The sequence below is a fragment of the Hydrogenophaga sp. GW823-FHT04C09 genome (genome assembly GCF_058796355.1).
Genome location: NZ_JBXAIO010000004.1, coordinates 475,868 through 489,379 on the forward strand (window position 1 = coordinate 475,868; position 13,512 = coordinate 489,379).

The 13,512-nt window shown below is 67.6% G+C and carries 13 protein-coding genes; 6 read left to right on the forward strand and 7 right to left on the reverse strand.

Going from position 1 to position 13,512, the window contains the following annotated elements; translation table 11 throughout:
- Window positions 1–2 precede the first annotated feature (2 nt).
- From AC1Q9M_RS14515 to lysS, 4 genes are all read left to right on the forward strand, one after another.
- On the forward strand, window positions 3–1,088 hold the full coding sequence (locus AC1Q9M_RS14515; protein WP_291121141.1) for a branched-chain amino acid ABC transporter permease: 1,086 nt from the start codon (window positions 3–5) through the stop codon (window positions 1,086–1,088).
- A 13-nt stretch (window positions 1,089–1,101) separates the two neighbouring features.
- Window positions 1,102–1,872 (forward strand): ABC transporter ATP-binding protein, encoded by a 771-nt coding sequence (locus tag AC1Q9M_RS14520; RefSeq protein WP_291121139.1) that lies wholly within the window; start codon window positions 1,102–1,104, stop codon window positions 1,870–1,872.
- Between the two features lie 16 nt (window positions 1,873–1,888).
- The gene (locus tag AC1Q9M_RS14525) at window positions 1,889–2,605 is read left to right on the forward strand and encodes an ABC transporter ATP-binding protein (protein ID WP_382155199.1); all 717 of its coding nucleotides are present in this window, start codon (window positions 1,889–1,891) and stop codon (window positions 2,603–2,605) included.
- Window positions 2,606–2,681: 76 nt separating this feature from the next.
- Window positions 2,682–4,247: a lysine--tRNA ligase gene (gene lysS, locus AC1Q9M_RS14530; protein ID WP_382321441.1), complete on the forward strand. Its 1,566-nt coding sequence runs from the start codon at window positions 2,682–2,684 to the stop codon at window positions 4,245–4,247.
- On the opposite strand, the gene AC1Q9M_RS14535 is transcribed toward lysS, so the two are convergent.
- Both AC1Q9M_RS14535 and rpoH read right to left on the reverse strand, forming a co-directional pair.
- The gene (locus AC1Q9M_RS14535; RefSeq protein WP_444687235.1) at window positions 4,248–6,017 is read right to left on the reverse strand and encodes a 7TM diverse intracellular signaling domain-containing protein; all 1,770 of its coding nucleotides are present in this window, start codon (window positions 6,015–6,017) and stop codon (window positions 4,248–4,250) included.
- Window positions 6,018–6,143: 126 nt separating this feature from the next.
- On the reverse strand, window positions 6,144–7,091 hold the full coding sequence (gene rpoH / locus AC1Q9M_RS14540) for an RNA polymerase sigma factor RpoH (protein ID WP_382155205.1): 948 nt from the start codon (window positions 7,089–7,091) through the stop codon (window positions 6,144–6,146).
- A 189-nt stretch (window positions 7,092–7,280) separates the two neighbouring features.
- Here rpoH and AC1Q9M_RS14545 point away from each other — a divergent pair, with 189 nt between their 5' ends.
- Both AC1Q9M_RS14545 and AC1Q9M_RS14550 read left to right on the forward strand, forming a co-directional pair.
- Complete coding sequence (locus AC1Q9M_RS14545) at window positions 7,281–8,159, forward strand: NUDIX hydrolase (RefSeq protein ID WP_492434391.1); 879 nt, start codon at window positions 7,281–7,283, stop codon at window positions 8,157–8,159.
- 64 nt (window positions 8,160–8,223) lie between these two features.
- Window positions 8,224–8,712 (forward strand): hypothetical protein, encoded by a 489-nt coding sequence (locus tag AC1Q9M_RS14550; RefSeq protein WP_492434393.1) that lies wholly within the window; start codon window positions 8,224–8,226, stop codon window positions 8,710–8,712.
- Here AC1Q9M_RS14550 and AC1Q9M_RS14555 read toward each other — a convergent pair.
- Genes AC1Q9M_RS14555 through AC1Q9M_RS14575 form a run of 5 tightly spaced genes read right to left on the reverse strand, consistent with a single transcriptional unit; the run spans window position 8,702 to window position 13,454 of the window.
- Complete coding sequence (locus tag AC1Q9M_RS14555; RefSeq protein WP_492434395.1) at window positions 8,702–9,766, reverse strand: aldose epimerase family protein; 1,065 nt, start codon at window positions 9,764–9,766, stop codon at window positions 8,702–8,704. The genes AC1Q9M_RS14550 and AC1Q9M_RS14555 overlap by 11 nt on opposite strands.
- 5 nt (window positions 9,767–9,771) lie before the next feature.
- A complete protein-coding gene (kdgD, locus tag AC1Q9M_RS14560) occupies window positions 9,772–10,683 on the reverse strand; it encodes a 5-dehydro-4-deoxyglucarate dehydratase (protein ID WP_492434397.1) in 912 nt (303 codons plus the stop codon).
- Between the two features lie 8 nt (window positions 10,684–10,691).
- A complete protein-coding gene (locus AC1Q9M_RS14565) occupies window positions 10,692–11,663 on the reverse strand; it encodes a Bug family tripartite tricarboxylate transporter substrate binding protein (RefSeq protein ID WP_382321427.1) in 972 nt (323 codons plus the stop codon).
- Between the two features lie 22 nt (window positions 11,664–11,685).
- Entirely contained in the window at window positions 11,686–12,975 is a 1,290-nt protein-coding gene (locus AC1Q9M_RS14570; protein ID WP_382155221.1) for a TRAP transporter large permease, read from the reverse strand.
- Complete coding sequence (locus AC1Q9M_RS14575; protein WP_492434400.1) at window positions 12,966–13,454, reverse strand: TRAP transporter small permease; 489 nt, start codon at window positions 13,452–13,454, stop codon at window positions 12,966–12,968. Before AC1Q9M_RS14575 ends, AC1Q9M_RS14570 begins: the two co-directional genes overlap by 10 nt.
- Between the last annotated feature and the right edge of the window lie 58 nt (window positions 13,455–13,512).

The window sequence follows — 13,512 nt, forward strand, 5'->3', positions numbered from 1 at the left end:
CCATGATGAACACCAAAACCGGCAAGCTGATCGTCTTCCTGATCGCGGCGGTGGCTTTGCTGCTGCTGCCCATCATCCTGCAGTCCACCGGCAGCAACTCCTGGGTGCGCATTGTCGATATCGCGCTCATGTACGTGCTGCTGGCCCTCGGCCTGAACATCGTGGTCGGCTACGCCGGCCTGCTGGACCTGGGCTACATCGCGTTCTTCGCGGTGGGGGCCTATGTGTTTGCCTTGCTGGGCTCGCCCCACCTCGCCGACACCTTCCCGGCCATCAAGGCCATGTTCCCCAACGGCCTGCACTACAACATCTGGCTGGTGATGATCCTGGCGGCGGCGATTGCGGGGGTGGTTGGCATGATCCTGGGGGCACCCACGCTCAAGCTGCGTGGCGACTACCTCGCCATCATCACCCTGGGCTTCGGCGAGATCATCCGCATCTTCCTGCTGAACATGGACCGCCCGTTGAACATCACCAACGGTCCCAAGGGCATCAGCCAGATCGACACCATCTCGGTGTTCGGCCTCGACCTCGGCAAGCGCCTGACCATCGGTGACTACACCTTCCAGCCGGTCACGCTGTACTACTACCTGTTCCTGTTCTTCGTGGTGCTGGCCATCGTCATCTCCTACCGCTTGCAGGATTCGCGCATCGGCCGCGCCTGGATGGCCATTCGTGAAGACGAGATCGCCGCCAAGGCCATGGGCCTGAACACCCGCAACCTCAAGCTGCTGGCCTTCGGCATGGGCGCGTCCTTCGGTGGCGTGTCCGGCGTGTTGTTCGCCTCGTTCCAGCGCTTCGTTTCGCCCGAGTCCTTCTCGCTGATGGAGTCGGTGATGGTGGTGGCCATGGTGGTGCTGGGCGGCATCGGGCACATCCCCGGGGTGGTGCTGGGTGCCCTGTTGCTGGCGGGCCTGCCCGAGGTGTTGCGCCATGTGGCACACCCGCTGACCGAACTGACGGGTGGTCGCCTTGGCCCCGAGATCCTGCGCCAACTGCTCATCGCGCTGGCCATGGTGGTCGTGATGCTGCTGCGCCCCAGAGGCTTGTGGCCCTCGCCCGAGCACGGCAAGTCCCTGACCAAGTAAGCGGAGCATTCACATGAGCGACACCATTCTCAAAGTGGCGAATGTTTCCAAGCGCTTCGGGGGCCTGCAGGCCCTGAGCGATGTGGGCATCGAAATCAAGCGCGGTCAGGTCTATGGCCTGATCGGCCCCAACGGCGCCGGCAAGACGACCTTCTTCAACGTGCTGACCGGGTTGTACACGCCCGACAGCGGTTCCTTCGAACTCGCGGGCAAGCCCTACACGCCCAGCGCGGTGCACGAGGTGGCCAAGGCCGGCATCGCCCGCACCTTCCAGAACATCCGGCTGTTCGCCGAGATGACCGCGCTGGAAAACGTCATGGTCGGGCGCCACGTGCGCACCCATTCGGGCCTGATCGGCGCCGTGCTGCGCACGCCCGGTTTCAAGCGCGAAGAGGCCGCGATCACGGCGCGCGCGCGCGAGCTGCTGGCCTACGTGGGCATCGAGAAGTTCGCCGACTACAAGTCACGCACGCTGAGCTACGGCGACCAGCGCCGCCTGGAAATCGCGCGCGCCCTGGCGACCGACCCGCAGCTGATCGCGCTGGACGAACCGGCCGCCGGCATGAACGCCACCGAAAAGGTGCAGCTGCGCGAGCTGATCGACCGCATCCGCAAGGACAACCGAACCATCCTGCTGATCGAACACGACGTGAAACTGGTGATGGGCCTGTGCGACCGCGTGACCGTGCTCGACTACGGCAAGCAGCTCGCCTCCGGCTCACCGGCCGACGTGCAGAAGGACCCCAAGGTGATCGAGGCCTACCTCGGCACCGGCGGCCACTGATCAAGGATTGACGCAAATGGCAAACACACTCCTCAAAGTCAGCGGTCTGAAGGTCGCGTACGGCGGCATCAAGGCCGTCAAGGGCATCGATCTCGAGGTGCGCGAGGGCGAGCTGATCTCGCTCATCGGCTCCAACGGCGCCGGCAAGACCACCACCATGAAAGCCGTCACCGGTTCGCTCGCCTACGAGGCCGGCGACATCGAGTACCTGGGCCAGAGCATCAAGGGCAAGGGCGCCTGGGATCTCGTGAAGCAGGGCCTGGCCATGGTGCCGGAAGGCCGTGGCGTGTTCACCCGCATGACCATCACCGAGAACCTGCAGATGGGTGCCTACATCCGCAAGGACAAGGCCGGCATCGCGCAGGACATCGAGAAGATGTTCGGCATCTTCCCGCGCCTGCGCGAACGCAAGGACCAGCTGGCCGGCACCATGAGCGGTGGCGAGCAGCAGATGCTGGCCATGGCGCGCGCGCTCATGAGTCAGCCCAAGGTGCTGCTGCTCGACGAGCCGTCCATGGGCCTGTCGCCCATCATGGTGGACAAGATCTTCGAGGTCGTGCGCGACGTCTCCGCCCAAGGCGTGACCATCCTGCTGGTGGAGCAGAACGCCCGCCGCGCGCTGCAGATCGCCGACCGCGGCTACGTGATGGATTCGGGCGAAATCATCATGACCGGCGTGGGCCGCGACATGCTCGACGACCCCAAGGTGCGCGCCGCCTACCTCGGCGAATAACGAGAATTCGGCCCCGATCGGGCCGAAAACTACAATCATGGGTTGCGCACCTCGGTGCCCAACCCATTTTTCATTCATGACCCAAGCCCAAACCCCCCCCACCGCCGAGACCGGTGCGCCTGCGGCGCACGACGACAACCAGCTCATCGCCGAACGCCGCGAGAAGCTCAAGGCGCTGCGCGAGGCGCAGAAACAGGGCCAGGGGGTGGCGTTTCCCAACGACTTCAAACCCGCCGACAAGGCTGCCGACCTGTTCGCCCGCTATGGCGAGACCACCAAGGAAGCGCTGGAAGCCGAGCCGGTGCGCGCCAGCGTGGCCGGGCGCATGATGCTCAAGCGCGTGATGGGCAAGGCCAGCTTCGCCACGCTGCAGGACGCGTCCTTCGGCCCCTCGGGCGGCCGCATCCAGATCTACCTGAACAACGACGGCGTGGGCGAGGCGCAGCACAGCGCCTTCAAGCACTGGGACCTGGGCGACATCATCGCGGTCGAGGGCGTGCTCATGCGCACGCGCACCGGCGAACTCACCATCCAGGCCGACCGCATCCGCCTGATCACCAAGAGCCTGCGCCCGCTGCCCGACAAGTTCCACGGCATCGCCGACCAGGAAATCAAGTACCGCCAGCGCTACGTGGACCTGATGACCGACGAAACCGCCCGCAAGCGTTTCGTCGCGCGCAGCCAGGCCCTGGCCAGCATCCGCGACTTCATGGTGAGCCACGGCTTCCTCGAGGTGGAAACGCCCATGCTGCACCCGATCCCGGGCGGTGCCAACGCCAAGCCGTTCAAGACCCACCACAACGCGCTGGACCAGGAGATGTTCCTGCGCATCGCGCCCGAGCTCTACCTCAAGCGCCTGCTGGTGGGCGGTTTCGACCGTGTGTTCGAGATCAACCGCAACTTCCGCAACGAAGGCATCAGCGTCCGCCACAACCCCGAGTTCACCATGATGGAGTTCTACGCGGCGTACTGGAACTACCAGGACCTGATGGACTTCAACGAGGAACTCATTCGCCACGTGGTGCGCCGGGTGCGCGGTGACGAGCCGCTGACCTACCAGGGCCAGCCGGTGGACATCCTGTCGCCCTTCGAACGCCTGACGATCCGCGAAGCCATCGTCAAGTACACCGAGGCGGGCGACAGCGTGGACGATGCCGCCTGGCTGCTCGCGCAGCTCAAGAAGCTCGGCCTGAGCGAGGAGAAGCACCAGCTCTCCAGCCGCAGCCTGCCCAGCCTGCAAGTGCTGTACTTCGAAGAGAAGGTCGAAGACAAGCTCTGGAACCCGACCTTCATCATGGACCACCCGACCGAGATCTCGCCGCTGGCGCGCGCCAACGACGCGAACCCCGCGGTCACCGAGCGCTTCGAGCTCTACATCACCGGGCGCGAATTCGGCAACGCCTTCTCCGAGCTCAACGATGCGGAGGACCAGGCCGCGCGCTTCCAGGCGCAGGCCTCGGCCAAGGACGGGGGTGACGAGGAGGCCATGTTCTACGACGCGGACTACATCCGCGCGCTGGAGTACGGCATGCCGCCCGCCGGTGGTTGCGGCATCGGCATCGACCGCCTGATGATGCTGCTGACCGACAGCCCCAGCATCCGCGACGTGATCCTCTTCCCTGCGCTGCGCCGCGAGGGCTGATCAGAAGTTCAGTTTCAGGATCGCCTTGCGCGGGTCCTTGCGCAGGGCGTCCAGCGCCTGGCGCAGCCAGTCCAGGTGCGCCTGGGCGTCCTGCTGAAGTTCGGGCGTGGGATCGGGCAGCAGCGCCACGACGATCTTGAACTTCAGCGTGGTGCCCACGGGCAGTTGCACCGAAGGGCGCAGGCCGCCCGCGACGATGCTGGTGGCCGCGGCCAGGGCCTGCGCCTCGCGCACCGGCCCTTCCATCAACAGCGCCAGGGTGCTGTCGTCGACCCGGCTTGCCGTGTCCACGTCGCGCGCCACCGAGCGCAGCAGCGAGCCGGTGATCACCAGCGCGCGGTCGGCCACCTCGCGGCCGTGCTGCTCGGCAAACCAGCCGTGGTTGTCCAGGCCGATCAGCAGCAGCGCGCTCTGGTGCCCGTAGCGCTGGGCCCGCACCACGCTGTCGTGCAGCCGCAGCATGAAGTTGTGCCGGTTCGTGAGGCCGGTGAGCGGTTCGGTCAGGGCCAGTGCGCGGGCGCGGGCCTGGGCCTCGTGCTGCAGGGACGAGCGTTGCAGCAGGCCGTAGATCAGCAAGGGCGCCTCGAGGGCGGCGGCGATCACCATGCCGTACTGCGACAGGAAACCCGATGAGATCAGGCCGAAGTTGCGCATCACCGGCAGCGCCCCGGCCAGCAGCACCGGCAGCATGCCTAGCGCGATCCAGCGCACCCAGCGGTCCCCCGTGCGCCAGGCCGCCCAGAGCATGGCGTAGACCAACGCGAGCGTGGCCGCGGAGGCGGCCGTCACGGCCTGCAGGCTGCCATGGGTGGGGTACAGCGTGTCCCACAGAATCAGGCCCGCCAGAACCGCGGGCAGCGCCAGGGCGGAACGGTCCAGCCAGCGACCGATGCGCCTGGGTTGAACCACCTGCCGCACAAACAGCAGACCGAACACCGCCGCCATCGGCATCAGCACGAATTCGGCCAATCCGTTCCACTGCGCCGAGTTCGGCCAGAGGAACTGGCCGGCCACACCCAGCGACGCGGCCATGGCCAGCCCGAGGACTGTGATGTAGATGGCATAGGCGGCAAAGCTGGTGTCCCGGAACACCAGCGCATTGGCCACCGCGGTCGCGGTGAGCAGCAACGCCATGCCGAAGTAGGCGCCCAGCAGAAACTGCTGGTGGATGCGCAGCTCGCGCAAGGTGTGGTGGTCGTGAATCTGCAGCGTGCCGGAGAACGGCACGCGAGCGTGTTCGATGCGCACCCAGTAGGTCACTACAGCGTCGGTGCGGGGGTCGAGCGAGAACACCGGGTAGCGGTCGGGAAAGGCCCAGTGGCTCACCGCGAGGCGGTCGCCAGCGTGTTGCGCTTTCCATTCGCCATTGGACAGCCGGTGGTAGAGGCTGATGCGGTCGGTGCCCGAGCGCGCCAGTTCCAGCTCCCAGCGCGAATGGTCGTCGCGGGCCTGGGCATCGAAGCGAATCCACAGCGCGCCGCCGTCCGGAAGGAGGAGGCGGTGTTCGGCGCTGCGCACCGCAAACGGCAGTTGGTCCTGTTGGGCTTCCACCTCCTGCACCGTCAGCTGGCCGCCGGTATCCACCCAGTACAGGCTGCGCTGGGCCAGGGGCACGCTGGGTTGTGTGCCGTCGAGCACCACAGGCGGCAGCTCGGCGGCCACTCCGCGCAGGACAGGAAAAAGGGAGAAGAAGGCCAGCGCCAGCCAGGCGGCCAGCCTGCGAGCGCGACGGATCCCGGGCGTCGCGCCCTTCCACAAAACGTCAGACATCCCCCGATTGTGTCGCCTGTGACATTGGCCGGGCGTGACGCAGGTCCGGCGACGGGCACCGTTCGTAAAAAAGAAGCCCCGGGGTCGCGAAACCGCCGGGGCCGTGGTGGCAATGGGGGTCGTGGATCAGGCGTAAGCGGCCAGCGCCTTGCGCATCTTCTTCATGGCCGCCACCTCGATCTGGCGCACGCGTTCGGCGCTCACGCCGTACTCGGCCGCCAGTTCGTGCAGCGTCATGCCGCCCGAACCGTCGTCGTTCACCTTGAGCCAGCGCTCGCTCACGATGCGGCGCGAGCGTTCGTCGAGTTCGCTCATGGCGCGCGCCACGCCTTCGGTGGCCAGCGCATCGCGCTGGGCCGATTCGAGCACCGCGGTGGGTTCGTGGGTGGCGTCCGCAAGGTAAGCGATGGGGCCGAAGCTGTCTTCGCCGTCGTCGCCCGGGGCCGGGTCCAGCACCACGTCGCCGCCGGAGAGGCGCGTTTCCATTTCGCGCACTTCTTCGGGTTTCACGTTGAGTTCGCGGGCCATCACGCCCACTTCGCTGTCGGACAGCACCTCGCGGTGGGTGTCGCCATCGACCGCATCGGCACGGAAGCCCTGCTTGCGCGAGCGCAGGTTGAAGAACAGCTTGCGCTGGGCCTTGGTGGTGGCCAGCTTGACCATGCGCCAGTTCTTCAGGATGTATTCGTGGATCTCGGCCTTGATCCAGTGCATGGCGTAGCTCACCAGGCGCACGCCTTGGTCGGGGTCGAAGCGCTTGACGGCCTTCATCAGGCCGACATTGCCTTCCTGGATCAGGTCGCCATGGGGCAGGCCGTAGCCCAGGTACTGGCGCGAGATCGACACCACCAGGCGCAGGTGGGACATCACCAGCTGGCCGGCGGCGTCCAGGTCGTTGTCGTCGCGCAGGCGGCGGGCGGCCTGCTGCTCCTGCTCCAGCGTGAGCAGCGGCAGGCGGTTGACCGCGGAAATGTAGGCGTCCAGGTTGCCCAGGGGCGGCACGAGCGCCCACGGATTCGCCACGGCGATCGAGCCGGTGGTGGCGGTGGCAACAGGAGCAAGCGTGTGGGACATGTGAACCCTCCTCAGGTGTCTGCTAAGAATATTAGCACTCTCTAGGAGCGAGTGCTAAAGCAGAAGTTCCTTGCCCTTGGCCGGGTGCGGTTTTGCATTCACCGCCATTTAGTTGGTAAAAAGGTATTCATTTTTGGAGGTTGCGCCACGGCGACTGCAGGCCTTGGCCCATGCACCGACAATCGGGCCATGCCCATTGCCATCAATTCCGACGAAGTGCTCACCCCGCCCGTGGCCGCTGCCACCGTGATGGTGGTGCGCGACGGGCCCGCTGGCCTGGAGGTGCTGCTTGTGCGCCGGCATGGCAATTCGGGCGTGCTCGGCGGCGTGCATGTCTTCCCGGGTGGCAAGCTGGACGCGGCCGACCGGCAGACCGACCCAGCGGCGCTGGACCGCCCCGCCACCACCTGCCTCGCTGGGCTGGGCGAACTCGGCCTGGATGTGGACACGGCCCTGGGCCTGCACGTGGCGGCGTTGCGCGAGACCTTCGAGGAATGCGGCCTGCTGCTGGGCCAGGCGAACGGCGCCAGGCACGTGCAGCCCGTGCGCGAGCAGACGGCCACCGGCATCGCGTTCGCCGCCGCCCTGCAGGCCCAGGGCCTGCCCATTCCCACCGCCTGTGTGCTGCCCTGGTCGCGCTGGGTCACGCCGCGCGTGCCTTCGGTGACCAACAAGCGCTTCGACACGCGCTTCTTCGTGGCCGTGGCACCCGATGACCAGACGGTGGAGCACTGCGCCCACGAAGCGACGGAAGCCGTGTGGCTCTCGCCGCGCACTGGCCTGGAGCGCTACTGGGCCGGCGAGATCGACCTGGCGCCGCCGCAGATCATGAGCCTGAGCGAGCTCAGCCGCCTGGCCGACGTGGCGCAGGTGCTGGCCACGGCGCGCAGCCGCCCGCCCTCGCTGATCGAGCCCGAGCCGTTCGACGAGGACGGCCGGCGCGTGATCTGTTATCCCGGCGACCCCAGGCACAGCATCGCCACCCGGGTCTGGCCCGGTCCGACGCGCCTGCTGCACCGCAACCACCGCTTCGAGCCCGAGAACGGCCTGGCCGCGCTGCTGGGCTGAACGGCAGGAACTCGCCTCCCTGAAAACCATCGAAATGGCTTGAGCCACCGAACAGGAGCTGTCCATGCGTTTGCGCTTGTGGTGTTTGATCGGTGCGACCTTCCTGAGCGCGTGCGCCGGCTACGGACCGACGGCCGACATGGCCGGCCAGAACCGCGACCAGGTCGTGGCGCGGATGGGTCCGCCGGAAACCACGCGCCGGATCGACGGGGGCACCCGGCTGGAATATCCCCGGGGTCCTTATGGCCTGCACACCTGGTTCGTGGACCTCGATGCCTCGGGCCGCGTGGTCCGCTCGGAGCAGGTGCTGACCGAGGCACGTTTCACCCAGATCAACCCCGGCATGAGCGCCGACGAGGTTCGCGCCAGGCTGGGGCGCCCGGGCGAGGTGCAAGGGCTGGGGCGGGAGCGGGGCATGGTCTGGAGCTACCGCTTCGTGAACCCGTTCTGCCGCTGGTTCCAGGTCGAGATCTCCCTGGAGAACGTGGTGCGCTCAGCGGGTTATGGCGAGCCGCCGGAGTGCGTCCGACGGGAGCCGGTGTTCAATCGTTGACCGTGCCGAAACGATAGACCGTGGTGGCGCGGTAAGGCCGGCCGGGCGCCACGGTGTTCTGCGGCAGCGCCGGGCAGTTGGGGGCGTTGGGAAAATGCTGGGGCTCCAGGCAGACGGCCGAGCGGGGCCGGTGCCGCACGCCCCACTTGCCGAGGTCGGGGCGCTCCGCCACCCCGAGCTGGCCGGCGGTGTACACCTGCAGCAGCGGTTCGGTGGTCCACACGGCCAGGGTGCGGCCGCTGGTGTCGCTGCGCAGTTGCGCGCACGGGCGTGCGGCGGATGTGGGCAGGGGTTCCAGCACGTAGCTCAGGTCGATGTCGGGCAAATCACCCAGCACCTGAGCCGTGCGCAGGTCCTGCGGGTGGCCGTCGAGCGAGACCAGGGCCCCCGTGGCGATGCCGTCGGCCCCCGTCGCCAGCACCTCGCGCGAGCCGGGCACCTGCAGCACGTGGCCGTCGATGCGCTGGCCCTGGCCCACACCATCGAGGTTGAAGTAGATGTGGCTGGTGAAGCTCGCGGGGCCTGGTGCGTCGAGCGCGGTGGCCGTGTGTTCGAGCACCAGGGCGTTGTCGTCGTCGAGCCGGTACGTGAGCTGCAGGTCCAGCGTGCCGGGGAAGCCGTCTTCGGCGGTGAGAAAGCGGTGGTGCAGCTGCAGGGTCTGGGCGTCGGTCTGCGTGGCGTCGAACACGCGGTGGCGCGAGCCGCGTGGCCCGCCGTGGATGCAGTGCGCGCCCGCGTTGGGCGTGAGGTGGTGCTCGTGCCCATCGAGGGTGAAGCGCGCGCCGCCGATGCGCCCGGCGTAGCGGCCCACGAAAGCGCCCATGGAGGGTGAGCCGGTGATCACGTCGGCCAGCTGGTCGTAGCCCAGCGCCACGTCGTCCAGCGCGCCCGAGCGGTCGGGCACGACGATCTGCAGCACCTTGGCCCCGAGGTTGGTGATGGCCACCACCATGCCGCGCGCGTTGCGCAGGAAGAAGAGGGCGGTGGGCCGGCCGTCCACTTCGCCTTGGAAGCGCGCCGGGTCGAGCAGATAAGGGAATGCGGCAGGGTTCATCGGCCCTATTGTGGGCCGAGCGCGTGAATCAGCTCGCCCAGGCGCTCGCGCTCGGCGGGCTGCAGGTCGGTGAGCGGCGCGCGCACCGGGCCGGCGCCGCGGCCCACGAGCTGAGCGCCGGCTTTCACGATGCTCACCGCGTAGCCAGCGCCCTTGTTGCGGATGTCGAGGTAGGGCATGAAGAAGGACTTCAGCAGGCGGTGCTGCGTGGCGTGGTCGTCGCGGCGCACCGCCTCGTAGAAGGCCATCGCCGTCTTCGGGATAAAGTTGAACACCGCCGACGAGTACACCGGGGTGCCCAGCGCCTTGTAGGCCGCCGCGTACACCTCGGCCGTGGGCAGGCCGCCCAGGTAGGAGAAACGATCGCCCATCTTCAGGTAGATCGACATCATGAGCTCGATGTCACCGATGCCGTCCTTGAAGCCGATCAGGTTGGGGCAGCGCTCGGCCAGGATGGCGAGCGAGTCGGGCGTGAGCTTGCAGACGTTGCGGTTGTAGACGATCACGCCGAAGTCCACGCTCTTGCAGACCTGCTCCACGTGGGCGATCAGGCCGGCCTGGCTGGCTTCGGTGAGGTAGTGCGGCAACAGCAGCACGCCGTGCGCGCCCAGGCGCTCGGCCTCCTGCGCGTGCGCGATGGCGGTGCGGGTGGGCCCGCCCGCGCCCGCGATGATGGGCACCTTGCCGCGGCAGGTGGTCACCGCGGTGCCCACCACCTCGCTGTACTCGGCGCCCGAGAGCGAGAAGTACTCGCCGGTGCCACCCGCGGCGAACAGCGCGCTGGCCCCGTAGGGCGCGAGCCACTCCAGGCGCTCGGCATAGCCTCGGGCGTTGAAGTCGCCCTGCGCATCGAAGTCGGTCAAGGGGAAGGACAGCAGGCCGCTGCCGACGATGGATTGGAGTTCCTGGGGGTTCACGGGGCAGCTCAGTCCAGTTTGATGTTGGCCTCGGCGACGACCGCGCCCCAGCGCTTGCGTTCGGCGTCGAAGAAGCGGTCCTGCTCGGCCGACTGCATGGTCACCACCTCGGCGCCCTGGCCGGTCAGGCGGGCGCGCACGTCGGGGCTGCGGATGGCCTTGATCAGCTCGGCGTTCAGGCGCGCGATGAGCGCGGCCGGTGTGCCGTTGGCCACCAGCACGCCCTGCCAGGTGCCGGACTCGAAGTCCTTGACGCCCTGTTCGGCCAGCGTCGGCACCTCGCCCACCAGCGGCATGCGCGTCTTCTTGGAGATGCCCAGCACCTTGAGCCGGCCGCTCTGCACGTGCGGCAGCGTGGCCAGCATCCCGTTCATGATGACCTGGGTCTGGCCGGCCACCGTGTCGGTCACGGCCTGCGAGCCGCCCTTGTAGGGCACGTAGGTCCACTTGGCGCCGGTGGCGCGCTCCACGGCCACGCCGGCCACGTGCGGTGCGCTGCCCACGGCCGTCACCGCGAAGTTCAGGTCGGTGGTCTTGGACAGGGCCACCAGTTCCTTAAGGTTGTTGGCCTTGACGGAGGGGTGCACGGCCAGCATGTGCGGCGAGTACGCCAGCATGGTCACGCCGCGCAGGTCCTTGCTCGGGTCGAACGAGAGCTTGGTGTAGACCGCCGGGCTGATGGCCAGCGCGCCCACGTCGCACAGCAGCACGGTGTGGCCGTCGGGCGCGGATTTCGCCACCAGATCGGCCCCCAGGTTGCCGTTGGCGCCGGGCCGGTTCTCCACGATCACCGGCTGCCCCAGGCTGTCGGACAGCGGCTGGCTGATGGCGCGCGCGATGATGTCCGAGGAGCCGCCCGGCGGGTAGGGCACGATGATCTTCAGCGGCTTGTTCGGAAAGCCCTGCGCGTGCGCGGCGGGCAGGCCGGTCACGGCGAGCGCGGCGGACGAGGCGAGCAGCTGTCGGCGGTTGATGGACATGGTGATCTCTCCTTGAAGGGGCTTACTTGACCAGGCCGGGCAGCCAGAGCGAGAACGCGGGCACGTAGGTGACCAGCATCAGGCAGATGCCCAGCGCGCCGTAGAACGGTGCGATGGTGCGCATCACCTGGCCGACCGAGATGCCGCCGATGGCGCAGCCCACGAACTGCACCGAACCCACGGGCGGGGTGTTGAGACCGAGCGCGCAGTTGATCAGCATCACGATGCCGAACTGCGTCGGGTCCATGCCGAACTGCATCGCGATCGGCATGAAGATCGGCGTGCAGATCAGGATGGTGGCCGCCATGTCCAGGAAGGTGCCGAGCACGAACAGCAGCAGGTTGATCATGAGGAAGATCACCCAGGGCTTGTCCGACACCGACTTCATGAGTTCGCCGGTGAGCTGCGGCACTTCGTAGAGCGCCATGAAGTAGCCGAAGGCGGCCGAGATGCCGATCAGCAGCAGCACCACGCCGGTGGTCTTGCAGGCCTTGGCGCAGGCTTTCAGGAAGTTGTGCCAGGACAGCGTGCGGTACACCAGCACGGTGATGGCCAATGCCCAGGCCACCGCGATGGAGGCCGACTCGGTGGCGGTGAACGCGCCCGAGAGAATGCCGGCGAGGATGATCACGATCACCAGCAGGCCCGGCAGCGCGGCGCCGAAGGCGCGCAGCACCTCGCCCCAGCCGGGGAACTTGCCGTGCGTGGGGTAGCCGCGCTTGACGGCCACGTAGTAGGCCGCGCCCAGGTTGCAGATCGTGAGGATCAGCGCCGGGATCAGGCCGGCCAGGATCAGGCTGAGCACGCTCACCGAGGCGATGCCCGAGGTGGCCAGCGTGAAGATGATCATGTTGTGCGAGGTCGGCATGATGGCGCCGACCAGCGAGGCGTGGGTGGTGACGTTGACCGCGTAGTCCGCGTCGTAACCCTCCTTCTTCATCAGCGGGATCATCACCGAGCCGATGGCCGAGACGTCGGCCAGCGGCGAGCCGGCCACGCCGCCGAACAGCGTGCAGCCCACCACGTTGCTCATGCCCAGGCCGCCGCGCACGTGGCCCACCAAGCTGTTGGCGAAGCGCACGATGCGGTCGGCGATGCCGCCGTACAGCATCAGCTCACCGGCGAACACGAAGAAGGGGATGGCCAGGAAGCTGAACACCTGCATGCCGCCGACCATCTTCTGGAACACCACCGCCACCGGCAGGCCGGCCACGAGGATGGTGGCGACCGAGGACAGGCCGATGGCGAAGGCCACCGGCACGCCGAGGATCAGGAACAGGGTGAAGCTCAACCCCAGGACAGTCAGTTCCATGCGGGCTCCACGAGGGTGCCGCGGATCAGCGCGACGATGTGTTCGATCGAGAACAGCACGATGAGCGCGCCGGCGATCACGATGGGCAGGTAGTCGATGCCGTCGGGCACCGGCAGCATGGGCTTCTTCTCGCCCCACTTGGCGGTCATCCACAGCCAGCCGCTCTGCACCATGAGCGCGCCGAAGATCGCCACCAGGGCGTGGATCACGTACTCGATGCGGCGCTGCCAGCGCAGGGGCAGCAGGCTTACCAGCGACTCCAGGCCGATGTGGCCCGCGTCGCGCACGCCCACGGCCAGGCCGAAGGCGGTGACGAAGAGCACCAGCAGCATGGCCAGGGCCTCGGCCCAGGTGGGCGTGTCGTTGAAGACGTAGCGGCCGATCACCTGCCACTGCACGCACAGGACGACCGCGATCAGCCCGGCCACGGCCAGCATCAGGCACAGCTTGGACAAGCCGGCACACAATTTGGTGAACATGGGAAACCTTGCTCCCCCGCCCGCCGGAGCGGACGAGGGCTGGAGGAGGGGGATGGAA